Below are 26,138 nucleotides of genomic sequence, written 5' to 3'. Positions count from 1 at the left end.
GGGAGGGCTGACTGCCTTCCCGATGCCCCCTTGTGCCCCGCCCCGCCTGAACGGGGGCGGAACCATCGCGTTACATTGCCGTCATGTTTGCGACAAAGTGTATCAGGCCCAAGCGGCACCATTTTATCCACGGCCAGGTCGGGCGGGTGCTTGGCGCGCGGGGAGAGACACCTTATCTTGGGGGCGCGGGTATCCGGCGACTCCGGCCCGCAGCAAAGGAGCGCATGGCCCGCAAGCAGCAGTTCCGCGCCACCGATCCATCGGACGATCTGGCGCCTTTTCGCCCCCAATCCCGGCGCGCCCGCACCGAGGTGGAGTTTGACGAACCCACGATATTGGGTGCCCTGTTCGGGCAGTTTGACGCCAATCTGGTGGTGATCGAAAACCGGCTGGGCGTATATATCTCGGCCCGTGGCAACCGCATCCAGATCGAAGGGTCCGAAGACAGCGTCGCGCGCGCGCGCGAGGTGTTGCAGGGCATGCACCGCCGCCTTCTGGCGGGTCAGGATATCGACGCGGGCGCGGTGGAAAGCCTGATCGCCATGTCGGTCGAACCCACGCTGGAGGGGATCATTTCGGGCGATCAACAACATCCCCCGGTGATGATCCGCACCCGCAACAAGGTGATCGTGCCGCGCAGTGCGACCCAGATCGAATATATGCGCGCGCTGGTCAAACATGACGTGATCTTTGCGCTGGGCCCGGCGGGCACGGGCAAGACATATATCGCCGTGGCCCAAGCCGTGGCACAATTGATCAACGGCAGCGTCAAGCGGCTGATCCTCTCGCGCCCGGCGGTCGAGGCGGGGGAAAAGCTGGGTTTCCTGCCCGGCGACATGAAGGACAAGGTCGACCCCTATCTGCGCCCGCTGTACGATGCGCTGTTCGACTGCATGCCGCCCGAACAGGTGGAGCGCCGTCTGGCCAGTGGCGAGATCGAGGTCGCGCCCATCGCCTTCATGCGCGGGCGGACGCTGGCCGATGCCTTTGTTATCCTTGACGAAGCGCAGAACACCACCGCCGCCCAGATGAAGATGTTCCTGACCCGCTTTGGCATGAACAGCCGGATGGTGGTGTGCGGCGACCCCAAACAGGTCGACCTGCCCGGCGGCCCGCAGATGAGCGGGCTGGCCGATGCGGTGGGCCGGTTGGAGGGGTTGGACGGCATCGCGACGGTGCGTTTTTCCAGCGCGGACGTGGTGCGCCACCCGATCGTGGGCCGCATTGTCGAGGCCTATGAGGGCCGGGACGGCGACTGAATGCGGCAACCGGCCCCCGCCCATGTCTGACAAGCCGTTGGCCGAACGGTTGCAGGTCAAGCGTGAGCGGGCGCTGGCCGTGGTGGGCGCGCCGGCGGGGATGTCGATAGAGGCCCCCGCCGCCCCACTGGAACAAGCGCAGGTGGTGGTGATGTTCGCCCCTGACCGCGCCGGTTTTGCCGCCGCGATGGCCGATACGGCGGCGGGGCTGGACGATGGGGTGATCCTGTGGCTGGCCTATCCCAAGCTGACCAGTCCGCTGGCCCGCGACCTGTCGCGCGACATCCTGCACGCCGCGGTCGAGGAATGGGGCTGGTCCACCGTCAGCCAGATCGCGCTGGACGCCGATTGGTCGGCCTTGCGGTTGCGGCGCAAAAAAAGCCCCGCCCCCTGATTCGACATTCCCCCCACTTGCCTCTAGGGCCGCTGCATGCTCACGCTGGAAATCGACATCGAAGCGCCCTGGCCCGACCACACCGATTGGGACGCGCTGGCCACCCGTGCCGCCACGGCGATTGGCGCGCTGGCGCCCGAAATCGCCCATCCGCGCCTGTGCGCCAGCCTGCTGTTCACCAGCGACGAGGAGGTGCATACGCTTAACCGCGAATGGCGTGACAAGGACAAGCCGACCAACGTGCTGTCCTTTCCCATGCTGGAGCGCGCGGAATTGCTGGATCTGGACGCGGATGGCCCGCCCGAAATGCTGGGCGATCTGGCGCTGGCCTATGAAACCTGCGCGCGTGAGGCGGCGGAAAAGGCCATCCCGCTGGACCACCACGCCACCCATCTGATCATCCACGGGTTGCTGCATCTGGCCGGCCATGACCACGAAATCTCGGCGCAGGACGCGCGGGTCATGGAAGAGCTGGAGATAAAGGCGCTTGCGCAATTGGGGATCGCCGACCCATATGGCGATCACGATACACAAAACTGACACAGCGCGCGGGCAACACGGGGAATTGTTGCGTTGCGTCTGACAAGAATGGAGTGACATTACTGTGGCCGAATTGGGCCGATCGGGCGAATCCGGCGCCGTTGAGCCGGACAGTAAACGCAGCCTCTGGCGCTATGTCAGGCGGCTGTTTGACGGCGGGTTGCAGGACCAGTCGTTGCGCGCCCATCTGGAAGAAGTGATCGACGAGCATGAGGATGGCGGCACCGCCGCCGCCGATGCCGCCGGAGATCTGTCCGGCTCTGAGCGGCAAATGCTGCGCAACCTGTTGCATTTCAGCGAGTTGAACGCCGCCGATGTGGCGATCCCGCGGGGTAGCATTATCGGCGTGCCGCATAATGCCAGTTGGGTCGAACTGGTCGCGGCATTTGCCGAACATGGCCATTCGCGCCTGCCGGTCTATCGCGAAACGATGGACGAAATCATCGGCATGATGTTGATCAAGGACGTTTTTCCCTTTCTGGCCAAGGGTGAGGTGCCCGCCACCCACTGGACGCGTCTGATGCGCCAACCCTTGTTCGTGCCCTGCCCCCGCCGCGCGATTGACGTGCTGGCCGACATGCGCGGCAGCCGGGTGCATCTGGCCGTGGTGGTGGACGAATATTCCGGCACCGAAGGCATCATCACGATCGAGGATCTGGTCGAGGAAATCGTCGGCGAAATCGAGGACGAGCATGACGACGCCCCGGTCGAGCGCCTGCGCGCCCTGCCCGACGGCAGTTGGGAGGCCGACGCCCGCGTCGAACTGGACGAGGTGGCCCAGCGCATCGATCCCGATCTGGCCGATACCGACGAAGATATTGATACGCTGGGCGGATTGGCGTTTTTGCTGGCGGGCCATGTGCCGCCGGTGGGCACCACCATCCCGCATGGCAGCGGCTGGACGATCGAGGTGACCGGCGCTGACGAACGCCACATCACCACGTTGCGCCTGCTTCCTCCTGAAGACCCCGCGCCAAAGGACTGACCCGATGCCCGCCTTTCGCAGATTGCCCCCACTGCGCGCGCTCGAAGCCTTTGTCCGTATCGTGCGCCTTGGCTCGGCCAAGGCCGCCGCGCATGAATTGGGCCTGTCGCCATCGGCCCTGTCGCGCCGCGTCGGCAATCTGGAAGACTTTGTCGGCAAACGACTTTTTACGCGCCAGCATCAGTCGATGAAGCTGACCGACGAGGGGCAGGCGTTCTATAACGCCGTCAGTCCCAAGCTGGAGGAGCTGGCCGAGGCGGTGGAAAGCCAGATGGAGGCGGCCAATGTCATGCGCCTGCATCTGGGCGTGCCGCCGCTCTATGCGGGTGAGCGATTGTTCCCCCGCCTGCCCGAATTGCGCAAGCTGCACCCGCGTTTGCACATCGACATCGACACCGGGGCGCAATTGGAAACGCGGCTGGGCGACAGTCTGGACGCGGCGATCGTGCTGGCCAAGGAGCCGGATGACGCGCTCTATCACGTACAGTTGGACCACAACAAGGTGTTCGCCTTTGCCTCGCCCGAGCTGGCGGCCGAGATTGGCGAAACGCCCGACCTTGCCCGTCTGGCCAAGCATACGTTCCTGATTTCAGCCGATTTACCTGAAAGCTTTGACACGTGGAAGGCCGCCCTTGGGCTGGAAAAGCTGGAGCCAGCCGCGATCGATCATTTCAGCACCGCGCAATTGTTGATCGCGGGGGCGCAGGCAGGGCTGGGCATTGCGATCCTGCATGATGACCACTTTTTGCGTGAAGGCGACACCAGTCTGGTGCCGCTCTATAATGCCGAGGTCGAGAGCCCCTACTCCTATTGGTTCGTCTGCCGCCCCCGCGCGTTGGAGGCGCGGCCGGTGCGATTGTTCCATGACTGGCTGATCAAGGCGGAGCTGTAACGCCCCTTCGTCCGGCGCGATTTTGTTGTCATTGACTACAATAAGGACGCGCCAAACCCCACCTGAGACGCCAAACGGGGGCCTGCGGCATCCACCACAGGCCCCCGTCTCGCATGAACGCCCGCTACCGGGCGGCCGTAGGGGTGTATCAGAACTCGGACCAGTCCTCGCCATGGCTGGCGATGGCGGTGTTGCCGACGCTGACCGGCGCGCTGGCCGCGGGCCGGCGCGAGGCGCGGGTGCGGGGCAGTTCGATCACCGGTTCAGCCGCCGCCGGGGCGCTGGCATAGCCACCCGCGCCGCCGCCAAAGGTCGCGCCGCGATAGCCGCCGCCACCGCCCGCGCCATCCAGCGTAAAGCGGTCGACGACCTGTGACAGGCGTTCCGATTCATTGGCCAGCGAATGCGAGGCGGCGGTCGATTCCTCAACCAGCGCGGCGTTCTGCTGGGTGGCCTTGTCCAGTTCGGAAATGACGCTGTTGACCTGCGCGATCGAGTCGGCCTGACGGTTGGCCCCTTCGGCGATGCCGCCGATCATGCCCGCCAGATCGGCGGCCTTTTGCACGATGCGTTGCAGGCTGGACTGGGTCTGGCTGACCATCTGCACGCCATGGTGCACCTCCTGCCCGGAATTGACGATCAGCGCGCCGATCTCCTTGGCGGCCTCGGCGCTGCGTTCGGCCAGATTGCGCACTTCGGTGGCGACCACGGCAAAGCCTTTGCCAGCGTCCCCGGCGCGGGCGGCCTCGACCCCGGCGTTCAGCGCCAACAGGTTGGTCTGGAACGAAATCCCGTCGATGATCTCGACGATCGAGCGCATCTTTTCCGAGGTCTGGGCGATCGAGTTCATCGCAGCGACCGCCTCCTGCATCAACTGGCCGCTGGTGCTGGCTTCCTTTTCGGCGTCCTGCGCGGCCGATGCGGCGGTGACGGCCGAATGGCGCGCCTCGCCCACCGATTCGGTCAATTCGCGTACCGTGACCGATGTGTTGCCCAGGCTTGCTGCCTGCCCTTCGGTACGGCGGGCCAGATCCTGCGCGGCGGCCGAAATCTCGTTCGCGCCGGTGCGCACGGCCGTCGACGAACGCGCCACTTCGGCCATCTGTTCACCCAGCGATTCAATCGTGGCGTTGAAATCATTGCGCAATTGCGCATATTCGGGCGGAAACTGCGCGGTAATGCGGTGGTTCAGGCGGCCTGCCTTCAACGCCCCCAATGCTTCTTCCAGCGCGGTGGTGACGCGGCGCTGGACATCCAGTTGCACCTGCGCCTCGCGCTGGGCGCGGTCGGAAATGCTGGTCTTGATCCCTTCCAGCGCGCGGGCGATCTCGCCCAGCTCGTCTTCCTTGTCCGATCCGGGGATCGCCACATCCAGATGGCCAGCCGACATATCGCTCATCGTGTCGCGCAGACGGTTGAGCGGCACAATCACCCGCGAGCGGAACATCAGCAGCACCGCCAGCGCGATCAGCACACCGCCACCGCCCAGCACGATGTTCAGCATCTTGCTCTGGGCGGCCTCATCCTCGGCATGGCGGCCCGATTTGCTGGCCAGGTCGATGTTGTACTGCGCGTTCTTGTCAATCGCCAGCTTCAACGCGCGCGAGGTTTCGACATAGGGACCACGATAGACCGCCGCCGCCTCAGCCGCTTTTCCCGCCACCATCAGGTCGCGCATGCGCAACATGTCGGTGCGCACCGCATCCCACAGGCGGGTCGATTCCTCATGCAGCGCGCGGTCCTGCGCGTCGGAAATCAGCCCATCATATTGCTGATAATATTTGTCGACCACGGCGATGCCCTTGGTCAGGTCGGCATCGGCCTTTTTCAGCTCCTCGGGCGTGCTGGACAGGATGACCCGTGCCAACCGGACCCGCGCGACCTCCATTTCGGTGTTGGTGCGGCCCAGCATCACAACGCTGGGCACGGTGTTGTCATTCACCTGCACCAGATCGCTGCTGATCAAACTGACGGAACGGACCCCCATCACGGCCCCAGCGGCAATGATTGCGCCCAGCAATAGCGCGCCGATGGTGATGAGCGAGCTGATTTTCATGCGGCCAAACATGGCGACCCTCTTCGTAATTGAGGGTTCGGCTATAGGCAGGATATGTCAAGGAGGCGGTCACACCCACCCCTTGGCCCAGCACGGAGTCAGGCTTAACCGCGCGGTAAGGATTGCAGGGCGCGGGATCGCTGGATTTGGGCGCGGCGGAACGGGGGAACAGCGCCCACCACGCCCCGGCATTTTCCCGCATAAACAAAAACGCCGCCTTCACAGGCCGGAAAACGGCTGGAAAGCGGCGCTTTTGCGTCACCGGCCCGGCACGGATCAGGCCATGCTGGGCCGGGAATCACTGGCCAGAATCAGTGGCTATGATCACTCGGCGGTGATGGTCGCCTTGACGATCTTGCCGGGCGAGCGGGGCGGTTCCCCTTTGGGCAAGGCGTCGATCGTGTCCATGCCGGATTCGACCACGCCCCACACCGTGTACTGACGATCCAGGAAGGTCGCATCGTCAAAGCAGATGAAGAACTGGCTGTTGGCCGAATGCGGCGCGCTGGTACGCGCCATCGAGCACACGCCGCGCACATGCGGCTCGGCGTTGAATTCGGCCTTGAGGTCGGGCTTGGACGAGCCGCCCATGCCGGTGCCGTTGGGGCAGCCGCCCTGCGCCATGAAGCCGGGGATCACGCGGTGGAAGATGATGCCGTCATAGAAGCCCTCATTGGTCAGCTCCTTGATTCGCTCGACATGGCCGGGGGCCAGATCGGGGCGCAGGCGGATCTTGACTTCACCAGTGCCGTTGCCGGTGTCGATCGAAAAATTCAGGAATTCATCAGCCATGACAGGCTCCCTTTACTGGTTTGGCCGATGGCTTGCGCCCCGGCCCGGACGTCACTGGCCGCTGATATAGGGTGATGCACCATAAAGTCACGCCCATAGGCGGCTGCGCGGTTGCTTTTGCTGTCGGGATGCCTAATCCCCTCCCGCATGAGCGAAAAGCCCCGCGACCCTGCCTTTGCCGATGCCGATTGCCCGCCCGCTGACCTGACGGTGGCGGACGAGACATGTTCGCCGCAAAGCGAACGGCTGGACGAGGACAACCAGTTGCGCAGTGGCTTTGTGCGCCGCGTTCAGGACGCGCTGGAGGCCGGCGAGGTCGATCAGGTCTATACGCTGGTCGAGCCGCTGCACCCGGCCGACATCGCCGACCTGTTCGAAGCGGTGGACGCGGACGAACGCCTGGCTCTCTCGCGCGCCATCAGCGACCTGATGGGCGGCGAGGTCTTTGCCGAATTGAACGACCACGTCCGCGAAGGGCTGGTCGATGAATTGTCCGCCGAGGACATCGCCGACCTTGCCGAAGAGATGGAGACCGACGACGCGGTCGCCCTGATCGAGGACCTGGACGAGGACGAGCAGCAGGCCGTTCTGGCCGAGATGGAGCCCGAGGACCGGGCCGCCATCGTCTCGGCGCTGTCCTATCCCGAGGAAACCGCCGGCCGCCTGATGAGCCGCGAGGTGATCGCGGTGGGCGAGCATATGAGCGTGGGCGATCTGATCGATTTCCTGCGCGATGACCGCGAACTGGCGACCGAATTCTGGGAAGTGTTCATCGTTGACGCGCGCCACCACCCGGTCGGCACCTGCCAACTCTCGTGGATTTTGCGCGCGCCGCGCCATGTGCCGCTGACCGATGTGATGAAGCGTGACCAGACGCTGATCCCGGTGACCATGGATCAGGAAGAGGTCGCGCTGCGTTTCCAGAAATACGCGCTGATTTCGGCGGCCGTGGTGGATGAAAGCGGGCGTCTGGTGGGCCAGATCACGGTCGATGACGTGGTCCACATCATTCAGGAAGAAGCGGGCGAGGACGCGCTGGCGCTGTCGGGCGCGGGCGATGGCGACATCAACGAACCGCTGCACATGACCATCCGCAGCCGCATGTGGTGGCTGTTCATCAATCTGGGGACGGCGATTCTGGCCTCCAGCGTGGTCGCCGCGTTTGAACAGACCATTGCCAAGCTGGTGACGCTGGCCGTCATCATGCCGATCATTTCGGGCATGGGCGGCAATGCGGCAACCCAAACCATGGCGGTGACGGTGCGCGCGCTGGCCACAAATCAGCTGACCAGCAGCAACACCTGGCGCATGATCATGCGCGAATGGTGGATCGCCAGCGCCAATGGGCTGGGTCTGGGGATGCTGATGGCGGCAACCTGTCAGCTGATCTATCACGACTGGTGGCTCAGTCTGGTGGTGGTGCTGGCGATGGTGCTCAATTCGCTGAACGCCGGGCTGTCGGGGGTGCTGATCCCGCTGGGGCTGGACAAGCTGAAGATCGATCCTGCCGTGGTGTCCACCGTGTTCGTGACGACGATGACCGACACGCTGGGCTTTTTCTTCTTCCTTGGCCTTGCCTCGGCGCTGTTGATGTAAGGCAGCGCCAATGCCGCTGAACATGACCCCGCTGAACATGACAAAGGTCGCCTATGGCGCGACATCGCTGGAGGAAATCCACGGCTGGTTCGCGCCGGACGCGCGCCCGCCCCTGCCCGGCCATGGCAAGGAGGTGGTGCAGATCACCACCCGCAACAAGCCAAAGCGCGCCGAGGAAATGATCGGCGGATCGGTGTTCTGGATCCTGAAGCACCAATTGGTCGCCCGCAGCGAAATCATCGGTTTTGCCGAGGCCGAGAATGGCCGCACCGCCATCCTGATTGCGCGCCAGTTGGTTGACGTACAGCCCCGGCCGCGCCGCGCGCATCAGGGCTGGCGCTATCTGGAAGCCGCCGACGCGCCGCCCGATCTGCATGGCGTGGGCGGCACGGGCGATGTCATGCCCGCCCATCTGGCCGCCGAACTGGCGCGGCTGGGACTTTGAGGCAGGCGCTTAATTGATCGGTTTGCCGGCGGCCGCGTTGGCCTTGTCCTCGATCATCTGAGCGCGGGCGTCCATCTGGTCGTCATCGGCGGTGCGGGTGCCCTCGATCCGCCGGTCGATCCGCACGACATTGCCGGGCACTTCCTCGGGCAGGCCCTGCACGATGGTGCGGTCGAAATAGGCGTGGTCGCCCGGTTCCAGCGCCATGGCCTGTGTCTGGCCAGCCGAAAAGGCGCGCAGACACCCGCTCAGCGGCGTCTGACGCGTGGGACAGACATAGGCGGTGGTCCAGATGGTGACGGCGCGCAATTGCGTCTCCAGCCCGTTGAACACCCCGACCGACAGGTGCAATGTCATCTGGTCGCCTTTGATGGTGCCCTTGCTGCCGCTGGTATCCAGCGTGACGCTGCCTTCGACGAAATTGGCGCGGATCGCGGCGTTGTGGCGCATCAGCCACCAGCCCCCGCCGCCCCCCACCGCCGCCAGCGCCAGCACGATCAGCCCGATCACCAATTGGCGCGGGGTAAAGGGCAGCGTCAGATGGATGCGCGGATCGACCACCGCCGGCACAGCCATCGGCGTCGGCTCGGGTGGCCGGATGGGCTCGCTTTTGCGGCTGGACGATTTGGGCCGAGGCATCGACATTCCCCCTGCGCCCGCGTGATTGGCGGGCCAGACAGGGCGCTTATGGGCCAAGTGTGGTTAGCCACCCGTGCCCGGCCATCTATGCGGCAATCCCTATCCGGCGCCGTGCAGCCAGATGTCCAGCAGATGCCACGCCACCGCCACCTGTGTCGGCGCTGAAAAGGCGATGCCATCGCGGCCCTGCGCGCGGGCGTCCATCGCCTCGGCCACTTCATCGCGGGTGAACCAGCGGGCGTCTTCCAGCTCGTTGGTGTCGATGGTGATCGCCGGGTCATCGGTATACGCGTGGCAGGCGAACATCAGTGACGCCGGGAACGGCCAGGGCTGGCTGGCGACATAGCGCACGTCGCGGATGGTCAGGCCCGCTTCCTCGCGGATCTCGCGGGTGACGGCCTCCTCCAGCGTTTCGCCCGGTTCGACAAAGCCCGCCAGCGCCGAATAGCGGTGCGCCGGGAAACGCGGCTGACGGCCCAGCAACAGGCGGCCCTGATGCTCAACCGTCATGATGACAACGGGATCGGTGCGGGGGAAATGTTCGGCGCGGCAGGTGTCAGAGGTGCAGGAGCGCTGCCAACCGCCCTTGGCCAGCACGGTGGGCGCGCCGCATACCGCGCAGAACCGATGCCGCGCATGCCACCCGCCCAGCGCGCGCGCGGCGGCATAGGCGGCCAGATCGGGCGCTGCCATCGCCTCCACCGCGCTCCACAGGGTGGAGGCGGCAGGCGCGGTGCTGCCCGCCTGCGGCACCGGGGCAAAATGGGGCGCGCCATCGCCGTCCAGCCCCAGAAACAACAGCTCGGCATCGGGGGCGGCGGTCATCGCCTGCCAGACCAGCGCGCCGGCCGCGCTCACCACCGGTTCCAGCCCGTCCATGCCCAGCAGCCGCGCGTCCCCCCGGCCCCGCAGCGCGGCCAGCGCCACCGGGTCAGACCGCAGCGCATCGGCGCGGTCCAGCACACTGCCGGAAAAAGCGATGATCGGGCGGGTGGTGGTGGGCATCGGCGGCTCCTGTGATCAGTCCGGGGCGCGCGGGATCAGCGCCGCCGCGCGGGCAAAGACCGTGGGCAATCCTGCCTGTTCGATCTGCGCCAGCGGCCACCATTCCCCCTCGCCAGAGGGAGGGGTAGCCGATGGCGGCGCCAAATACACCTGCAATTCCAGGGCCAGGGCGAAATGGGTAAAGACATGGCGCAGCCGCCCGCCCGCGCGCCAATCACCGGGCATCGGCGGCGTGGCACTCCCATCGGCGCGCGCGGTCCAGCCATCATCGGGCAGCGCGCGCATCCCCCCCAGCAGCCCTTTGCCAGCGCGGCGCACCAGCCAGACCTGCGCCCCAGCCCCCGCATCGCGGATCAGGGCATAGGCGCGGCCCTGCCGTTCGGGCTTGGCCACTTTGGCCGGTTTGACCGGATAGGTCAGCGGATCACCCGCAACCCGCGCCGCGCAATGGGCCGAGAGCGGGCAGATCAGGCATTGCGCATCGCGCGCGCGGCAGATGCTGGCCCCCAGATCCATCACGCCTTGCGCAAAATCTCCACAACGCGCGTCCGGGGTGATGGCATCGGTGGCGGCGCGGATCGCGGCGCGCCCACCGGGCAACGGATCATCAATCGCAAACAGGCGGGCGACCACCCGTTCCACATTGGCGTCCACCACCACCGCGCGTTGGCCAAAGGCGATCGCGGCCACGGCGGCGGCCGTATATGGCCCCAATCCGGGCAGGGCGCGCAGTTCCGCCTCCGTCCCCGGAAAACCGCCCATGGCCGCCACCGCGCGGGCGCATTCCACCAATTTGCGCGCGCGGCTGTAATAGCCCAGCCCCGCCCATGCGGCCATCACGTCTTCCTCCGGCGCGGCGGCCAGATCGGCCACGGTCGGCCAACGCGCGGTAAAGGCGGCGAAATAGGGAATGACGGCGGCAACGGTGGTCTGTTGCAGCATCACTTCGGACAGCCAGACGCGATAGGGATCGGCCGCATTGCCACCCGGTCTCACCCGCCACGGCAGGGCGCGGGCATGGGTGTCATACCACGCCAGCAGATCGGCGGCGATCGTCCCGCGCGACGCGGCATGGGATAGGGCGCTGTGGGCTATGGCATCCATGCGGCGGCTATGGCATGGCCAATGGCATGATGGAAAGGGACACCTCCCCCCGCCCCGGCAAAACCGCCCGTTCGGGCAAACCGCGCGCCGCCAAGGCCAGCGCGGACGACACCGCCGTACCCGCAGCGCCCGCCAAGAAGGCAGCGCCCAAGCTGTATGAGCGCCCGCGTGGCGGGCAGGCCCGCGCGATTGCCGATCTGATGCCCGACATTGGCCGCAGCGCCTTTCGCCGCTTTGGCTTTGTGCAAAGCAGCGTTGTCACCCGCTGGCCCGAGATCATCGGCCCCACCCATTCGCGCCATTGCATGCCCGAGGCCATCCGCTTCCCCCCCGGCGAAAAGAGCGATGGCATCCTGCAACTGGTGGTGGCGCCTGCCCATGCGCCGATGATCAGCTGCATCATCCCCGAGATCATCGACCGGGTGAACCGCTTTTTCGGCTATAACGCCGTGGCCAAGGTGAAGATGCGGCAGGGGCAGGTGGAATTGCGGCCCGAGGTGGACCCGGCCCGCCCGTCCCCTACCGCGCCGCCCAGCCTGAAGCCGATCCCGATCGAACTGGGCGATTCGCTGCGCGATATTGGCGACCCCGAATTAAAGGCCGTGCTGGAATCGCTGGCGCGCAGCATGGTGGCCCAAGAGGAGAAGCAGAAATGACCCGCATGATCGGCTTTGGCCTTGGCGGCGCGATGATCGCGCTGGGCCTGACGATGGCCACCCCCGCGCCCGCGGCCCCCGCCAAGCCTGCGCCCGCCAAGCCCGCGCCAGCCAAGCCCGGTGCGTCAACGCCACGACCGGGCAAATGGCTGACCGTTTCCGCGATGACGCCTGCTGGCACGCATGTGCTGGGCAACCCGCAGGCCCCGGTCAAACTGGCCGAGTTCATGAGCTATACCTGCCCCCACTGCGCCCATTTCGAGGCCGAGGGCGCCACCGCGCTGAAGCTGAATTACATCCCCACCGGCCGCGTATCATACGAAGTGCGCCATCTGCTGCGTGATCCGGTGGATCTGACCGTGGCGCTGTTGGTGCATTGCGCCCCTCCGGCCAAATTCTTTGACGCGCACAACCGTTTTCTGGCCAGCCAGGACAAATGGCTGGAAGCGATCCGGCTGTTGTCCAAGGCGCAGATGAGCCGCTGGGAAAATGGCGAGACCGCCCAGCGCCTGCGCGCCATCGCCAGCGATCTGAAATTCTATGACACCATCGCCCGTTATGGCGTCACCCGCGCCGGGGCCGACCGCTGCCTGGCCGACAATGCCCTGCAACAAAAGCTGATCGCCCAGACCAAGCAGGCGATCGCGCTGAACATCACCGGCACGCCCGGCTTTCTGATCAACGGTCAGGTGGCGGCCAATGTCTATGACTGGGGGACGCTGGAGCCGCTGTTGAAAGCGCAGGATTGAGATCGCCCGGCTTTTGCCGCAAAGTTAACCGCAAACCATTCGTGTGACCAGCCATGGGCGCTGCCCCGCCCCGCGCCGGTCGATATCAAAGGATATGCCACAATGACTGACACCGCCCGTTCGAACCGCTTGTCCCGCGTGCTGCTGGGGGCGATGGCATTGCCGCTGGCGCTGGGGCTGGCCGCCTGCAACAAGGGCGGCGAGAGCGCCACCAAGGCCGACATCCCCGCAGGCCCGATCGCCCCGCCCGCTGGCAAGCAGTGGCCCGACATCGTCGCGGCCAATGCCGAAGGTGGCCTCTTGGTAGGCAATCCCAATGCCCCGATCAAACTGGTCGAATATGCCTCGCTCTCGTGCCCGCATTGCGCCAAACTGGCGCAGGATGGGATGGCGACCTTGATGGAAAAGTATATCAAATCGGGCCGCGTCTCGCTGGAGTTCCGCAGCTTTGCCATCCACCCGCAGGACATTCCCTTGACCGTGCTGGCCCGCTGCGGCGGAGATGAGGCGTATATTGGTCTGGTCGAGCAGGTGTTCGGCAATTTCGACGCCATGAACGAGCGTTTCACCAAGGGGATCGAGGCCGCCAATGCCGCGCAAAAACTGCCCCCCGAACAGCGCTATGCCGCGTTGAGCGAGGCGCTGGGCTATACCGAATTCTTCAGCGCGCGCGGCCTGCCGGTTGACCAGCAGAAGAAGTGTCTGGCCAATCTGCCCGCACTGGCCGAGGTGGCCAAGCATTCGGAAAATTACTCTGCCGCCGGGATCAATTCCACGCCCACGCTGTTCATCAACGGCAACAAGGTGGACGGCGCCGAATGGCAGGCGCTGGAGGCCGCGTTGAAGGCTGCGGGGGCGTAACGACCACGCGATGCAGTTCCGCCGCCTCAAACTCTCGGGCTTCAAAAGCTTTGTCGAGCCGGCGGAACTGCGCATTGAACCGGGGCTGACGGGGGTTGTCGGCCCCAACGGCTGCGGCAAATCGAACCTGCTGGAGGCGATCCGCTGGGTCATGGGCGAAAGCAGCCCCAAATCCCTGCGCGGCGGGGGGATGGAGGATGTGATCTTTGCCGGGACCGCCACCCGCCCGGCGCGCGACTTTGCCGAGGTGGTGTTGAGCGCGCAGGACGCCAACGGTGAGGAGCTGGAGGTCGTCCGCCGGATCGAGCGCGGCGCGGGCAGCGCCTATCGCATCAATGGCCGCGACGCGCGGGCCAAGGATGTGGCACTGACCTTTGCCGACGCGGCAACAGGGGCGCATTCACCCGCGCTGGTCAGCCAGGGGCGGATTGCCGCCGTGATCGCCGCCCGCCCCGCCGAACGCCGCGCCATGCTGGAGGAGGCGGCGGGCATTGCCGGGCTGCATGTCCGGCGCAAGGATGCCGAACAGCGTCTGCGCGCGACCGAGGCCAATCTGGCCCGGCTGGACGATCTGATGGCGGGCATGGAAAGCCAGCTGTCGGGCCTGCGCCGACAGGCCCGCACCGCCGAGAAATACCGTGCCCTGTCCGAACGTATCCGCGTGGGTGAGGCGCGCAGCCTGTTCGCTCGATGGCGCGATGCGGCGCAGGCGGCACAGACGGCGCGCGATCAGGCCGCCACTGCGCAGGCCCGCGTGGCGCAAACGCAGGAGCAGGCCGAGGCCGCGCAGACCGCGCAAACGCAGGCGGCGATCACACTGGCCCGCGCCCGCGATACGCAGGTGCTGGCGCGTGAGGCCGCCAGCGAGCAGGCTCACCGCATCACCACGCTCTCCAGCCAGTTGGAGGCGGCCGAGCAGCGGCTGGCCGATCTGGACCGTCAGCGCGCGAGGCTGGAGGCCGACCGGGGCGAGGCTGACCGCATGACCCGTGACGCGGCAGAGGCGATCGCGCGGTTGCAGGACGAGGTGGCGCAGGGCAAGGCCGCCTTGGCCGCGGCAGAGGCCGCCCGCCCGCGCCTGATCGCCATGCAGGAGGACGCCGAGCGCGGAGCGAACGCGGCCGAGGTTGCCTTTGCCAAGGCGACCGCCGATCAGGCCGGCGTCGAAGCCGAATGGCGCATCGCCGAGGCCGAAGTGGCGCAGGCTGCCGCCCGGCTACAGCGGGTGAATGCCGATGTGGCGCGCGCCGCGCAGGCGCTGGCCGCGCTGGTGCCACTGGCGCAGGTGGAGGGCGATCTGGCCCGCGCGCAGGCCGCGCGCGATGCCGCCGCCGCCGAACTGGAGCGCGCCCGCGCCGGGGTAGAGGGCGCACAGGCCGACCGCACAAGGCTGGCGGGGGAACGCGATGCGGCGTCCGCCCAACTGGCGGCGGCGCGGGCCGATCTGGCGGGCGTGGACCGCGAATTTCAGGCCCTGCTGCGCGACCGTGAGGCACGTGCGAAGGCGCAGCAAGGCGCGGCGGGGCGCCGTCTGGCGCTGGACCATGTGCGCGCGGCGCCCGGCTATGAACGCGCGCTGGCGGCCGTTCTGGGCCGCGATGCCCGGGCACCTTTGGGTGAAGCGCCCGCCGGGCAGGAGGGCCGGTTCTGGACCGGGGCCGATGCGCCCGCCCCCGCGCCCGGCGCCCTGATCCACCACATCCCCGATTGCCCGCCCGAACTGGCGGCGCGACTGGCGCGGGTGCAGGTGGTGGAGGCGGACGATGGCCGCGCGCTGGCGGTCGGGGACTGGCTGGTGACGCGGGCGGGCCATGTGCGCCGCTGGGACGGCTTTGTCGCGCGGGGCGAAGGCGCGGCCGAGGCGGCGCGGCTGGAGGCGGACAACCGCTTTGCTGCGCTGGAGGGGCAATTGCCGCCGTTGCGCGCGGCGGTGGCGGCAGCAGAGGCGGCGGCGGCGCGGATTTCGGCCGAACTGATCGCCGCGCAAACCGCCGCCGTTGCCGCCGAACGCGCGGTGGCGGGCGCGGCGGATGCCGAACGCGCCGCTTTGCGCGCCATGGATGCGGCAGAGGCAGCGCGTGAGCGTCTGGCCACCCGCCGCGCCGAACTGGAGGCCAGCGCCGCCGATCTGGCCGCGCAGGCCCAAAGCGCGGCACAGGACGCGCAGGCGGCAGAGGCCCGCCGTGCCGCTTTGCCCGCGCCGGATGCGGGGCGCGCGCTGGTCATCGCCGCAAGAGCCCAGAACGAAGCCGCCCGCGCCCGTGTCGCCACCGCCGCCGCGCAATTGGCGGCGCAGGATCAGGCGATTGCCGTTGCCCGCGAACGCGCCGCCGCCCACGCCGCCGAGGCGCGCAATTGGCAGACCCGCGCCGGGGACGCCGGGCGGCGCTTGGCCGAAATGGGCCGCCGCTTTGACGAGATCGAAGAGGAGCGCGCGATCGTCGCCGCCCGGCCCGAAGGCTTGCGCCGCGATCTGGACACCGCGCGCGCGCAGGCACAGGATTTGACCGCGCAGGCACAGGCCGCCGACGCCGCGCTGAAACAGGCCGAACAGGCCGCCTCCACCGCCGAGCGCGCCCTGGCAGCCGCGCAGGAGGCATTGGCCGTGGCCCGCGAGACCCGCGCCGGGGCCGCCGCCCGCGCCGAGGCCGAGGACGCCCGCCGTCAGGAAATGAACCGGCTTTGCGGCGAACGCTTTCAATGCCCGCCGCCGTTGTTGGTCGACCGCTTTGGCTTTGCCGAGAGCGATGTGGGCGATGCCAGCGCGGAAGGGGCCGACCACGACCGGCTGGTGGCCGAGCGTGAGCGGCTGGGCCCGGTCAATCTGGTGGCGGCGGACGAGCTGGCCGAACTGGAATCCCGCGCCGCCGAGTCCGAGCGCGAGAAGGCCGAGCTGGCCGAGGCGGTGAACCGGTTGCGCGGCTCGATCGGCAGCCTGAACCGCGAGGGGCGCGAGCGTTTGCGCGCCGCGTTCGAGGCAGTGGACGGCCATTTCCGGCAATTGTTCGCGCGGCTGTTCAATGGCGGGCCACAGGACACGGGGATGGCCCATCTGGCGCTGGTCGATTCGGACGACCCGCTGGAGGCTGGGCTGGAAATCTATGCCCAGCCGCCGGGCAAACGCCTGCAATCGCTGACTTTGCTGTCGGGCGGGGAGCAGGCGTTGACGGCCGTGGCGCTGATATTCGCGCTGTTCCTGACCAACCCTTCGCCCATCTGCGTGCTGGACGAGGTGGACGCGCCGCTGGACGATGCCAATGTCGAACGGTTCTGCGACATGCTGGTGGCGATGACGCAGGAGACCGACACGCGATACCTGATCGTCACCCACAACGCCGTGACGATGGCGCGCATGCACCGGCTGTTTGGCGTGACCATGGTGGAAAAGGGTGTGTCGCGGCTGGTCAGCGTCGATCTGGTGGCCGCAGAGGCGTTGCTGGAGCAGGCGGTTTAGCGCGGATCAGCCCGCGCGGCGCTTGAGCGTTGCATGTCCGTTCGCGTCAGCCTGAACGGACATCGCATCAGGCCGCCCCCACCACCAGACAGGCCAGCGCCATCAGCAATCCGGCAAAGCGGTTGGCGCGGAAACGGGCCAGCGCGTTCTCGCCGTCCTCGGTCCGCAGGGTGGTGACCTGCCAGCCGAAATGCAGCGCTACCGGCACCAGCGCCAACAGCGCCAGTGGATCGGGCCGCACCGCCCACACCGCCGCGCCCCAGCATACAACCGCCAGCCCATACAGCCCCGCCACGCCCGCCCGCGCATAGCGCCCAAACGAGAGCGCCGATGAGCCCACCCCCACCAGCGCGTCATCCTCGCGGTCCTGCAGGGCATAGATCGTGTCATAAGCCATGCACCACGCCCAGCACCCGGCATAAAGCGCGCCCAGCACCGGCAGATCGGCAAAGCCACGGATCTCTACCCAGCCGACGGGCGCGCCCCATGTGAACACCAGCCCCAGCCACGCCTGCGGCCAGCCGGTGATGCGTTTCATGAAGGGATAGGCGGCCACCAGCGCGAGGCTGGCCAACGCCACCACCTGCGCCTGCCAGCGCAATTGCAACAGGACAATCAGGCCGAACAGGCACAGGCCGATGGTCCAGCTCCACGCCGCCTTTTTGCTGACCCGCCCGCTGGCCACGGGGCGCAAGGCGGTGCGGGCAACGCGGCGGTCGATGTCGGCGTCAACGATGTCGTTGAACACACAGCCCGCCCCGCGCATCACCACACTGCCCAGCAGCAGCCACAGCAACAGGCCCCACCGCGCCGCGCCACCCGCCAACAGCACGCCCCACGCACAGGGCCAGAACAGCAGCCACCAGCCAATCGGCCGGTCCAGTCGCGCCAAAGAGGCGTAATCACGCGCGCGTTCCGGCAACAGCGCCATCAGGCCGCGATATTGGGTATCGGCAACGATCTGCGGAGCATCACTCATGCCGCCCGCCATAGCGTCCGCCGCCGCAATCGGCTAGAGCGCGGAGCATGTCAGACCACCTGCCCGCTACTCCCGCCTGGCCGCCGCGTTCGGCGCCGCGCCTGTTTGTCCCCGGCCCTTTGGCGACGGGCGCGATCATCGCCATTGATGGCCCTCAGGCGCATTATCTGGCCCGCGTGATGCGCGTTGGCGTGGGTGACGCGGTGATTTGTTGCGACGATGTGACCGGCGAATGGGCCACCCGCGCGGTGGCCGTGGGCAAACGCGACCTGACTCTGGAATGCGTGACGCTGCAGCGCGGGCGTGAGGATGTGCCTGATTTCACGCTCTATCCCGCGCTGTTGAAAAAGGACCGATTCGATCTGGTGCTGGAAAAGGCGTGTGAATTGGGTGTCGCGCGCATCGCCCCGGTGCTGACGCGTCGTTGCGTGGCGGATAAATTGAATTTGGACCGCGCCCGCGCCACCCTGACCGAAGCGGCCGAGCAATGCGCGCGCACCGCCCTGCCCGCCATCACCGATCCGGTAAAGCTGGAGGCGGTGTTGCGCGATTGGGACCCGGCCCGCACCCTGTTCTTTGCCGACGAGACGGGGGGCGCGCCCGCCGCTGCCGCCTTTGCCGCGACAACCGGCCCGGTGGGCCTGATCATCGGCCCGGAAGGCGGCTTTACTGCCGAGGAACGCGCCGCCATCCGCGCTCTGCCACAGGCCCGCGCCATCACGCTGGGCCCGCGCATTCTGCGGGGCGAAACCGCCGCCATCGCCGCCACCGCATTGTGGATGGGCACGCGCGGGGATTGGGCCGACACCACAGAGTGAAACGCTCCATCGCGGGGCCATGCGCTTTTGTCAGTCATCTTTACAAAAACGCGAAGTTTTCACATAGGCGAATCTGTAAAAAGACAATTGCTCTGGCGCAATCCCAACCGCGCCATTAGGGAGAGCGCCATGAGCACACGGCAGGACTCCGGGTCGCACGATCCGGTCATCACCAGCATCGACCAACTGGCCGGCCCCATGGCTGCGGGCGAAAAGCCGCGCGAAAACTGGCGCATCGGCACCGAGCATGAAAAGGGCGTCTATCGCCTGTCGGACCGGGGCGCGCCCTCCTATGCCGAAACCGGGGGCATCCGCGACCTGTTGCTGGGCATGCGCGCCTATGGCTGGGAAGAGATTTTCGAGACCGGCAAGGACGGCACGCAAAATGTCATCGCGATGAAGGGCGATGATGGCACGATCAGTCTGGAACCGGCCGGGCAGTTGGAACTGTCGGGCGCGCCGCTGGAGGATCTGCACCAGACGGCGGACGAAACCATCCGCCACGTCGACGAGGTCAAGGCCGTGGGCGAAAAGCTGGGTCTGGGCTATCTGGGTCTGGGCATGTGGCCGGACAAGACCCGCGAAGACCTGCCCATCATGCCCAAGGGCCGCTATGACATCATGCTGCGCCATATGCCGCGCGTGGGGTCGATGGGGCTGGACATGATGCTGCGCACCTGCACCATCCAGACCAATCTGGATTACAGCAGCGAAGCCGACATGGTGCAGAAATTCCGCGTGAGCCTTGCGCTGCAACCGCTGGCGACCGCGCTGTTCGCCAATTCGCCCTTTACCGAGGGGCGGCCCAACGGGATGCTGTCCTATCGCAGCCACATCTGGTCCGACACCGATCCGGCGCGCACCGGCATGCTGCCCTTCGTGTTCGAGGACGGCTTTGGCTACGAGCGTTACGTCGACTACATGCTCGATGTGCCGATGTATTTTGTCTATCGCGATGGGCGCTATATCGACGCGGCGGGGCAGTCTTTCCGCGATTTCCTGAAGGGCGAACTGCCCGCGCTGCCAGGCGAAGTGCCCACGATTGGCGACTGGAATGACCACCTCTCGACCGCCTTCCCCGAAGTGCGGCTGAAGTCGTTCCTGGAAATGCGCGGCGCCGATGGTGGCCCCACGCCCCGGATCATCGCCCTGCCCGCGCTGTGGGTGGGTCTGTTGTATGACCAGAGCGCGCTGGATGCGGCGTGGGATCTGGTCAAGGGCTGGAGCATGGAAAGCCGCGAGGCTTTGCGCAATGCCGTGCCGCGTCTGGCGCTGGACGCGCCGATCGATGGCGGCAAGACGCTGCGCGACATCGCGCCCGAGGTGCTCTCCATCGCCCGCGCCGGTTTGAAGGCGCGCGCCCGCGTCAATTCGATGGGACAGGATGAAACGCATTACCTCGATCCATTGGACGAGATCGTCAAAACCGGTACGGTGCCGGCACAGCGCCTGCTGGACCTGTATCACGGGGCATGGGGCGGCGACCTGTCGCATGTCTATGACGAAAAGAGCTTTTGACCGATGATCCTTGTCCTTGCCAGCTTTCGCATCCCGGCCGAACATATCGCGCGTGCGCGTGACCTGATCCCCGCGGTGGTGGCCGAGACGCGGGCAGAGGATGGCTGCATCGCCTATGACGTGGCCGAGGATGTGCTCTCGCCGGGCCTGTTCCGCGTGTCGGAACGCTGGGCAAGCGAGGCCGCGTTGAAGGCCCATCTGGCCGCAGCGCACATGGCCGCATGGGGCGCCGCGCGGGCAGAAATGGGCATGACCGAGCGCGCCGTCACCGTGTTCGACATCGCCAGCGCCAAGGATCTGTAACCGCGCGCCGGGTTACCGCCCGGCCGTGAACCCCAGCCAGCGCAGCACCGCACCAATCCCCCGCGTCACCGGCGCATGTGCGCCGGCCCATGCGTGATATTCGCGGTATTTCGCGTCTTGCGCCAACAGGTGGCGCTCCTCGGTCCGGGCGCGCCACCAATAGACCGCGCTGACGCTGGCCAGAATGGCGGTGTTGCGCAATGCGTCCGACACCAGCCCCGTGGCCGGCAGCATCGGCAGGCTGGCTCCCCACCAGAACAGGTTCTTCGCCAGATAGGCCGGATGGCGCGTCCAACGGTATGGCCCGGTGGTGATCACTCCGCGATAGGTCAGGTTGGAAAAGCGCACGCCAAACGCCACTGTCGCCCAAGCATAGCACGCCGTCAGGCACACCAGTACCGCACCCCAGCCCCACAACAGCGCCGGATGTCCCGCGATCCAGCCCGACCACTCCATCCCCCCCTGTTGATAGTCCAGCGGCCCGCCCGCCGACATCAGCACAAAGGGCGGATAGCACACCAGCGCCGCCAGCCAGCCGTCCAGATAGGGATTGGCGCTGCGGATATGCGCATCCAGCGGGCGCAGCGTCAGCACATAGCCGACCGTGCCGATCTGCACGTCGACCACAAACAACAGGTCGATCAACCAATTGGCCAGCGCTGCCGGGTCACCTGACTGCGCCCAGTCAAACCGCACGACATGGGCAAACCCGCCCGGCACGATCGACAGCATGAAGGCGGTAAAGAACCCTTTGACCGCCCATGCCCGCCAATGGATCAGGATCGCCCCCACATCCGCATCGCGCCGCCCCGCCAGCCATGCGCCAAAATGCCATGCTCCGTCACGCGGTTGCACCAGCACCCGGTCCAGCCACAGCACATAGGGCACCGACACCAAGGCCAACGGCAGCGCCAGCACGCCCATCACCTGCATCGCAAACAGCCAAGGCCCCTGCCAGTACCAACGGCACAGGCCATAGAACAGCGCGATGATGCCCCATGTCGCCCACAGGCCGAACAGCTTGATGGCGCTCTCGTGCCAATGCGCGCCCCATGGGCGGGGGTTGGCCCAATCAATGCCGGTCGAAGGCCGCCGATGCACGCCATCGACCCACAGCGACCATGCCATCATCGCCGCCGCCGACAGGCCCAGCCCGGCCAGCGCGGCAAACGGCCCGGCCAGCGGCGCGCGCGGCCCCGGCAGGTCCAGCACCGCCACCACCCAGCCCCAATGGCGGCAAAGCGCGATCCACAGAACCAGCACGGCCAAGCCCACCAGCCCCACGCCCGCCGACACGTCACTGGCGGGCGGGTGATCAGGCGCGGGGGTCGCGCAAACAGCAGGGGCGGACATGTCAGCCATGCCCGCCCCATACAGCATCATCGGTTAAGTCCCTGACAACGCGCAGCCAATGCACGCGTTGCTGGCCCACCAACTTACTTGAACGCCGTGATGCGGCCGCTGTCGTCCAGAATATACATGATGCCATTGGCCACGATCGGCGCCAGCGACACGGGCGCGCTCACCTCGCCATATTTGGCGTCGACGCCGTCCATGGCGCTGATCATGTGGACCTCACCCTGCGAGTTGGTCACCCACAGGCGATCCCCAGCCAGCACCGGGCCGGTCCAATAGATCATGCCTTCCTTCTTCTTGACGTTCTTGTACCGCGCCAGTTGGGCCACCCAGCGCACCTTGCCGGTCGAACGGGCGATGCACAGCAGCTTGGCCTCGTCGGTCAGGGTAAAGATCCACTCCCCCGCAATCGCCGGGGTGGAAATGCCTGCCAGATTCAGTTCCCAGATGCGCATGCCGGTGAACAGGTCATAGGCGGCCATGCGCCCCCCCTGTCCCAGCGCATAGACGCGGCCATTGTCGATGATCGGATCGGCATCGATATCGGTCAGCGCGCCGACCGAGGTGGACAGCGACGTGCGCGAGAGCGCGTCATTCCACAGCGTGCGGCCATTTTCATAGCGGTAGGCGATCAGCTCCCCGGTCGAGAACCCCGCCACGACCGAGCCTTGGCCAGCGGCAGGCGCTGCCACGCCGAACACGCTGGTGATGCCGACCGAGGCCGATTCCTGCCACTGCAACACGCCATCGGCCGCGTTCAGGGCGAAAATCCCGTTGCTTTGCGTCATCACGAAAACCGAGCCGAAGGCCACCGTGGGCGATCCACGCAGCGGCCCCGCAGGCTTGACCTTCCACTTTTGCGCGCCGGTCTTGGCGTCCAGAGCCGCCACTTCGCCCACGCCGCTGGTGACATAGAGCACGCCCTTGTCATAGCTGGCGCCGCCGCCAAACACGACTTCGGACAGGCTGCCGCCGACGGTGAAGCTGTGCGTCCACTTTTCCGCGCCGGTCGCCGCGTCCATCGCATGCAGCACACCATTGGTGTCATAGGCATACAGCAGACCACCGCCCACCACCGGGGCAGACGCCAGACGGCGGCGCTCGGACGAACCGGCGATGCGCGCCTCCCACAGCTTTTTCGGCTGGGCCGACAGCGTCAGGTTGCCATAGGACTTGCCCGCGTTGCCGCCGGGCTGGACCCATTCCTCGTTCAGGCGCTGCAACGGCACGACCACCGCAACGCTGGACAGATCGGAATCGGGCGTGGCCGCCGATTCGATGCGCGACAGGATCGGTTCGCGGTTGCCCATCGTCGGGGTGGGCGGCGCCTTTTTCGGGCGGATCGGGCTATGGCCACAGGCCGACAGTCCGGCCGTCAGCAGCAGCGCAGCCACAGCCGCGCGGCCACGGGTCAGACGGCGGGAGGAAGGGTTAGGCGTCATGCGCGTGTGTATCCTCTGTCAGCGGGTATTATGGCTGCGGAGCGGCAGGCGCCGGCGCGGCAGGAGCGGGTGCGGGCGCAGGCTTGGCCGGCGCGACATAGATCTTGTTCGGATCGGGCGCGACGGGGCGCGGCGTGGCACGCGCGGGCACGCGGGTGGCGGCAGGCTGGGGCGCGGGTTGCGGCGCGGCCGCGCCAGCAGGCGCCGGGCCCGCAGCAGGCGCGCCACCAGCGGCGGGCGCGGCCATCGCGGGCACGCGCGAGACATCCTCCACCGCGTCAAAGCCCAGGAACCCGGCCATTTGCCGCACACGGCTGCGCAGCGAATCGGGGATATCCTTGTCCTTGGCAATCGCGCCAAACAGGGCGGCGGCCTTGGCGTTCTGGCCCTGTTTCAGATAGGCCATGCCCACCAGTTCGCCCGCCGGGCCAAACCACGGATTGCCAGCCACGGCCAGCGGCTGCATCCGGGCGATCACCTCTTGCGGAGGCATCTTGTCAAAGCGCAGCGAGACCTCGCGCAGGCTGGCCAGATCGCGCAACGGCTGCGGCGCGCCGGCATCGGCGGCCACGGCGGCAAACTGGCGCGCGGCATCGTCAATCTTGTTCTGCTGCACCGCAATGCCCGCGGCGGTCAATTGCGCGACCGCGCGGCTGCCATCGCCGCCATCCTTGGCGATCTGGGCCAGCGACAGCCCGGCCGCGCCCAGCTTGCCCGCATCCATGTCGTCCAGCGCCAGCGTCAATTGCTCGGCCCGCTTTTCGGCCTGGGTCTGTTGATAGTGCTGCCAGCCCAAAAAGCCGCCCAGCCCCGCCAGCCCCAGCACCACCGCGCCTGCCGCCGGTTTGCCATAACGGCGCAACAGGGTCATGAACTGGTCTTCACGCAGGGCGTCATCCACCTCGCGCATGAACGCTTCCTGCTGCGCGGCGTCACGCTCTGCGGCGCGCGAGGCCAGCTGTTCGGCGCGGGTCTGGGGACGGGTGGGACGCAAGGCCAAGGCAAATGATCCTGATAGTCAACGAAACAAGAACCGGACATTCCGGCGCGCCTGTTTAGCGGATGGGCCGGGCTTTTCAACCTGTGGTGAACGATCTGTACCCATGATGAATCGCGGTATTTACGGGAAAGCCCCCAGTGCGCGCCCCATCGCCCGCCCATACAGCGCGGCATAGGTGGCGATCATCGCGCCTTCGTCATAGTCGGCGGTGGCGCGCGCGCGGTTGGCGGCGCCCACGGCAGCGCGCAAATCGGGCGACGCGGCCAGTGTTTGCAGCGCGCCCGCCATCTCGATCTCGTTGCCGACGGGGGTGATGAACGGCGTGTTGTCCCCCGCCACCATGGCCAGCACATCGCCCACATCGGGGCTGACGACGGGGAGGCCCGCCGCCATCGCCTCGACCACGCTGATCGGGAATTGTTCGGATTGCGATGACAGGGCAAAGATGTCGAACAGCCCCATCACCGCGGCCGGATTGCTGGCAAAACCGGGCAGATGCACGCGGTCAGCTATGCCCAGCCGCGCGGCCTCGGCCAGAATGGTGGCCCGTTCCGGCCCCTCGCCCACGATCACCAGACGCCATGGCGCGGGCAGATCGGCAAAGGCGCGCACCATGCGCGGCAGGTCCTTGACCACGCGCAGCCCCGCCATCGTCCCCACCCACAGGTCACCGGGGCCCTTGGTCAGGCCGGGGATGGCATCGGGCGCGCAAGGGAGCGCAAAGGCGGGTGTCGGGATGCCATTGGGAATGCGGTGGAGGCGCGCGTCCGGCTGCCCCCACTCGGCCCGCGCGATTGCCTGCAACTGTGTCGAGCACACCACCAGCCCCTCGGCCCGCGCCAGCGCGATGCGGCGATACCAGTTGCGCAGCGGCTTGCGCGTGACAGCCTCGTCCTGATTAAACCCATCCTCGTGGTGGATCAGCGGCGGCAGGTTCAGCAGCGCGCCGAACAGCGTATGCGCCAGCACCGCGTCCATCGCGCCGAAATTATAGGTCAGCACCAGATCATGCCCCGCCATCGCGCGGGCAAGGCGCAACAGTCGGGCGGGTGTGGGGCGGCCCTGCAGCGCGGGGAAATCGTCGCCCGGCAGGATCGGGATTGCCGGGTCGATCCGCGCCATCGCCTCCATCGCCCCGGCCATGGCCGAGATGATGCGGTGCTCCACCCCCGGACCAAAGGCGTTGATCAGCTGGACACAGCGCAATTCCTTGCCACCGGGGTTAAAGCTGGAATGCAGGTGCAGAATGCGCGGGCGCGCTGGTTGGGGCCCGGTTTTGTCCTCCACGCTCATGC

General features: G+C 67.0%; 24 protein-coding genes. 14 read left to right on the top strand and 10 right to left on the bottom strand.

Annotation, left to right across the window (positions count from 1 at the left end; genetic code table 11):
• Positions 1–224: 224 nt before the first annotated feature.
• From GTZ99_RS04755 to GTZ99_RS04735, 5 genes are all read left to right on the top strand, one after another.
• Complete coding sequence (locus tag GTZ99_RS04755) at positions 225–1,259, top strand: PhoH family protein (RefSeq protein ID WP_161717159.1); 1,035 nt, start codon at positions 225–227, stop codon at positions 1,257–1,259.
• A gap of 22 nt (positions 1,260–1,281) precedes the next feature.
• A complete protein-coding gene (locus GTZ99_RS04750; protein ID WP_161717158.1) occupies positions 1,282–1,653 on the top strand; it encodes a hypothetical protein in 372 nt (123 codons plus the stop codon).
• A gap of 36 nt (positions 1,654–1,689) precedes the next feature.
• Entirely contained in the window at positions 1,690–2,193 is a 504-nt protein-coding gene (ybeY, locus tag GTZ99_RS04745) for an rRNA maturation RNase YbeY (RefSeq protein ID WP_161717157.1), read from the top strand.
• A gap of 64 nt (positions 2,194–2,257) precedes the next feature.
• Positions 2,258–3,178 (top strand): hemolysin family protein, encoded by a 921-nt coding sequence (locus GTZ99_RS04740; protein WP_161717156.1) that lies wholly within the window; start codon positions 2,258–2,260, stop codon positions 3,176–3,178.
• Between the two features lie 4 nt (positions 3,179–3,182).
• Entirely contained in the window at positions 3,183–4,070 is an 888-nt protein-coding gene (locus GTZ99_RS04735) for a LysR substrate-binding domain-containing protein (RefSeq protein WP_161717155.1), read from the top strand.
• A 148-nt stretch (positions 4,071–4,218) separates the two neighbouring features.
• On the opposite strand, the gene GTZ99_RS04730 is transcribed toward GTZ99_RS04735, so the two are convergent.
• Together GTZ99_RS04730 and GTZ99_RS04725 are read right to left on the bottom strand one after the other, a co-directional pair.
• Positions 4,219–6,126, bottom strand: coding sequence for a methyl-accepting chemotaxis protein (locus tag GTZ99_RS04730; protein WP_161717154.1), 1,908 nt, complete (start codon positions 6,124–6,126; stop codon positions 4,219–4,221).
• Between the two features lie 324 nt (positions 6,127–6,450).
• Positions 6,451–6,918 carry a peptidylprolyl isomerase gene (locus GTZ99_RS04725; protein WP_161717153.1) on the bottom strand — a complete coding sequence of 156 codons (468 nt, stop codon included), beginning with the start codon at positions 6,916–6,918 and terminating at the stop codon, positions 6,451–6,453.
• Between the two features lie 147 nt (positions 6,919–7,065).
• Here GTZ99_RS04725 and mgtE point away from each other — a divergent pair, with 147 nt between their 5' ends.
• Positions 7,066–8,514: a magnesium transporter gene (gene mgtE / locus GTZ99_RS04720; RefSeq protein WP_161717152.1), complete on the top strand. Its 1,449-nt coding sequence runs from the start codon at positions 7,066–7,068 to the stop codon at positions 8,512–8,514.
• A gap of 10 nt (positions 8,515–8,524) precedes the next feature.
• Positions 8,525–8,959, top strand: coding sequence for a DUF1489 family protein (locus GTZ99_RS04715; RefSeq protein WP_227711106.1), 435 nt, complete (start codon positions 8,525–8,527; stop codon positions 8,957–8,959).
• 9 nt (positions 8,960–8,968) lie between these two features.
• Here the strand turns inward: GTZ99_RS04715 and GTZ99_RS04710 are convergent, their stop codons facing one another.
• The 3 genes from GTZ99_RS04710 to GTZ99_RS04700 all read right to left on the bottom strand — a co-directional run bounded on the left by GTZ99_RS04710 (position 8,969) and on the right by GTZ99_RS04700 (position 11,707).
• Positions 8,969–9,598 (bottom strand): hypothetical protein, encoded by a 630-nt coding sequence (locus GTZ99_RS04710; protein ID WP_161717151.1) that lies wholly within the window; start codon positions 9,596–9,598, stop codon positions 8,969–8,971.
• A 99-nt stretch (positions 9,599–9,697) separates the two neighbouring features.
• Positions 9,698–10,603, bottom strand: coding sequence for an NAD(+) diphosphatase (gene nudC / locus GTZ99_RS04705; RefSeq protein ID WP_161717150.1), 906 nt, complete (start codon positions 10,601–10,603; stop codon positions 9,698–9,700).
• Between the two features lie 15 nt (positions 10,604–10,618).
• On the bottom strand, positions 10,619–11,707 hold the full coding sequence (locus GTZ99_RS04700) for an A/G-specific adenine glycosylase (RefSeq protein WP_161717149.1): 1,089 nt from the start codon (positions 11,705–11,707) through the stop codon (positions 10,619–10,621).
• A 29-nt stretch (positions 11,708–11,736) separates the two neighbouring features.
• Here GTZ99_RS04700 and GTZ99_RS04695 point away from each other — a divergent pair, with 29 nt between their 5' ends.
• The 4 genes from GTZ99_RS04695 (at position 11,737) to GTZ99_RS04680 (ending at position 17,427) form a co-directional block, all read left to right on the top strand.
• A complete protein-coding gene (locus GTZ99_RS04695; protein ID WP_161717637.1) occupies positions 11,737–12,363 on the top strand; it encodes a DUF721 domain-containing protein in 627 nt (208 codons plus the stop codon).
• A complete protein-coding gene (locus GTZ99_RS04690; RefSeq protein WP_161717148.1) occupies positions 12,360–13,112 on the top strand; it encodes a DsbA family protein in 753 nt (250 codons plus the stop codon). The genes GTZ99_RS04695 and GTZ99_RS04690 overlap by 4 nt, the downstream gene beginning before the upstream one ends.
• Positions 13,113–13,214: 102 nt before the next feature.
• Positions 13,215–13,973 (top strand): thioredoxin domain-containing protein, encoded by a 759-nt coding sequence (locus tag GTZ99_RS04685; RefSeq protein ID WP_161717147.1) that lies wholly within the window; start codon positions 13,215–13,217, stop codon positions 13,971–13,973.
• 10 nt (positions 13,974–13,983) lie between these two features.
• Complete coding sequence (locus GTZ99_RS04680; protein ID WP_161717146.1) at positions 13,984–17,427, top strand: chromosome segregation SMC family protein; 3,444 nt, start codon at positions 13,984–13,986, stop codon at positions 17,425–17,427.
• Positions 17,428–17,494: 67 nt separating this feature from the next.
• Here the strand turns inward: GTZ99_RS04680 and ubiA are convergent, their stop codons facing one another.
• Complete coding sequence (gene ubiA, locus GTZ99_RS04675; protein WP_161717145.1) at positions 17,495–18,406, bottom strand: 4-hydroxybenzoate octaprenyltransferase; 912 nt, start codon at positions 18,404–18,406, stop codon at positions 17,495–17,497.
• Positions 18,407–18,453: 47 nt separating this feature from the next.
• On the opposite strand from ubiA, the gene GTZ99_RS04670 reads away from it, so the two are divergent.
• The 3 genes from GTZ99_RS04670 to GTZ99_RS04660 all read left to right on the top strand — a co-directional run bounded on the left by GTZ99_RS04670 (position 18,454) and on the right by GTZ99_RS04660 (position 21,045).
• Positions 18,454–19,224, top strand: a complete 771-nt coding sequence (locus tag GTZ99_RS04670; protein ID WP_161717144.1) for a 16S rRNA (uracil(1498)-N(3))-methyltransferase — start codon at positions 18,454–18,456, stop codon at positions 19,222–19,224.
• Positions 19,225–19,353: 129 nt separating this feature from the next.
• Entirely contained in the window at positions 19,354–20,742 is a 1,389-nt protein-coding gene (locus GTZ99_RS04665) for a glutamate--cysteine ligase (RefSeq protein WP_161717143.1), read from the top strand.
• A 3-nt stretch (positions 20,743–20,745) separates the two neighbouring features.
• Positions 20,746–21,045, top strand: coding sequence for a putative quinol monooxygenase (locus GTZ99_RS04660; protein ID WP_161717142.1), 300 nt, complete (start codon positions 20,746–20,748; stop codon positions 21,043–21,045).
• Between the two features lie 12 nt (positions 21,046–21,057).
• Here GTZ99_RS04660 and GTZ99_RS04655 read toward each other — a convergent pair whose 3' ends face one another.
• The 4 genes from GTZ99_RS04655 to GTZ99_RS04640 form a co-directional block, all read right to left on the bottom strand.
• Positions 21,058–22,407, bottom strand: a complete 1,350-nt coding sequence (locus GTZ99_RS04655) for a methyltransferase family protein (RefSeq protein ID WP_227711105.1) — start codon at positions 22,405–22,407, stop codon at positions 21,058–21,060.
• 74 nt (positions 22,408–22,481) lie between these two features.
• The gene (locus GTZ99_RS04650) at positions 22,482–23,843 is read right to left on the bottom strand and encodes an outer membrane protein assembly factor BamB family protein (protein ID WP_161717141.1); all 1,362 of its coding nucleotides are present in this window, start codon (positions 23,841–23,843) and stop codon (positions 22,482–22,484) included.
• 28 nt (positions 23,844–23,871) lie between these two features.
• Positions 23,872–24,843, bottom strand: coding sequence for a tetratricopeptide repeat protein (locus GTZ99_RS04645; RefSeq protein ID WP_227711104.1), 972 nt, complete (start codon positions 24,841–24,843; stop codon positions 23,872–23,874).
• 120 nt (positions 24,844–24,963) lie between these two features.
• A complete protein-coding gene (locus GTZ99_RS04640) occupies positions 24,964–26,136 on the bottom strand; it encodes a glycosyltransferase family 4 protein (protein ID WP_161717140.1) in 1,173 nt (390 codons plus the stop codon).
• Positions 26,137–26,138: the final 2 nt, after the last annotated feature.

The organism is Novosphingobium ovatum (genome assembly GCF_009909235.1).
In the GTDB taxonomy this organism is placed as follows: domain Bacteria; phylum Pseudomonadota; class Alphaproteobacteria; order Sphingomonadales; family Sphingomonadaceae; genus Novosphingobium; species Novosphingobium ovatum.
Note: the sequence above shows the minus strand (reverse complement) of the source record. Positions and strands in the feature narration are given on the sequence as shown.

Coding starts and splice junctions, on each gene's coding strand:
- GTZ99_RS04655 (WP_227711105.1), bottom strand. CDS start 22,407: ATGGCTGACATGTCCGCCCCTGCTGTTTGCGCGACCCCCGCGCCTGAT.
- GTZ99_RS04680 (WP_161717146.1), top strand. CDS start 13,984: ATGCAGTTCCGCCGCCTCAAACTCTCGGGCTTCAAAAGCTTTGTCGAG.
- GTZ99_RS04715 (WP_227711106.1), top strand. CDS start 8,525: ATGCCGCTGAACATGACCCCGCTGAACATGACAAAGGTCGCCTATGGC.
- GTZ99_RS04730 (WP_161717154.1), bottom strand. CDS start 6,126: ATGAAAATCAGCTCGCTCATCACCATCGGCGCGCTATTGCTGGGCGCA.
- GTZ99_RS04695 (WP_161717637.1), top strand. CDS start 11,737: ATGGAAAGGGACACCTCCCCCCGCCCCGGCAAAACCGCCCGTTCGGGC.
- GTZ99_RS04755 (WP_161717159.1), top strand. CDS start 225: ATGGCCCGCAAGCAGCAGTTCCGCGCCACCGATCCATCGGACGATCTG.
- GTZ99_RS04660 (WP_161717142.1), top strand. CDS start 20,746: ATGATCCTTGTCCTTGCCAGCTTTCGCATCCCGGCCGAACATATCGCG.
- GTZ99_RS04750 (WP_161717158.1), top strand. CDS start 1,282: ATGTCTGACAAGCCGTTGGCCGAACGGTTGCAGGTCAAGCGTGAGCGG.
- GTZ99_RS04690 (WP_161717148.1), top strand. CDS start 12,360: ATGACCCGCATGATCGGCTTTGGCCTTGGCGGCGCGATGATCGCGCTG.
- GTZ99_RS04640 (WP_161717140.1), bottom strand. CDS start 26,136: ATGAGCGTGGAGGACAAAACCGGGCCCCAACCAGCGCGCCCGCGCATT.
- GTZ99_RS04670 (WP_161717144.1), top strand. CDS start 18,454: ATGTCAGACCACCTGCCCGCTACTCCCGCCTGGCCGCCGCGTTCGGCG.
- nudC (WP_161717150.1), bottom strand. CDS start 10,603: ATGCCCACCACCACCCGCCCGATCATCGCTTTTTCCGGCAGTGTGCTG.
- GTZ99_RS04700 (WP_161717149.1), bottom strand. CDS start 11,707: ATGGATGCCATAGCCCACAGCGCCCTATCCCATGCCGCGTCGCGCGGG.
- GTZ99_RS04685 (WP_161717147.1), top strand. CDS start 13,215: ATGACTGACACCGCCCGTTCGAACCGCTTGTCCCGCGTGCTGCTGGGG.
- GTZ99_RS04710 (WP_161717151.1), bottom strand. CDS start 9,598: ATGCCTCGGCCCAAATCGTCCAGCCGCAAAAGCGAGCCCATCCGGCCA.
- GTZ99_RS04735 (WP_161717155.1), top strand. CDS start 3,183: ATGCCCGCCTTTCGCAGATTGCCCCCACTGCGCGCGCTCGAAGCCTTT.
- GTZ99_RS04650 (WP_161717141.1), bottom strand. CDS start 23,843: ATGACGCCTAACCCTTCCTCCCGCCGTCTGACCCGTGGCCGCGCGGCT.
- mgtE (WP_161717152.1), top strand. CDS start 7,066: ATGAGCGAAAAGCCCCGCGACCCTGCCTTTGCCGATGCCGATTGCCCG.
- GTZ99_RS04725 (WP_161717153.1), bottom strand. CDS start 6,918: ATGGCTGATGAATTCCTGAATTTTTCGATCGACACCGGCAACGGCACT.
- GTZ99_RS04665 (WP_161717143.1), top strand. CDS start 19,354: ATGAGCACACGGCAGGACTCCGGGTCGCACGATCCGGTCATCACCAGC.
- ybeY (WP_161717157.1), top strand. CDS start 1,690: ATGCTCACGCTGGAAATCGACATCGAAGCGCCCTGGCCCGACCACACC.
- ubiA (WP_161717145.1), bottom strand. CDS start 18,406: ATGAGTGATGCTCCGCAGATCGTTGCCGATACCCAATATCGCGGCCTG.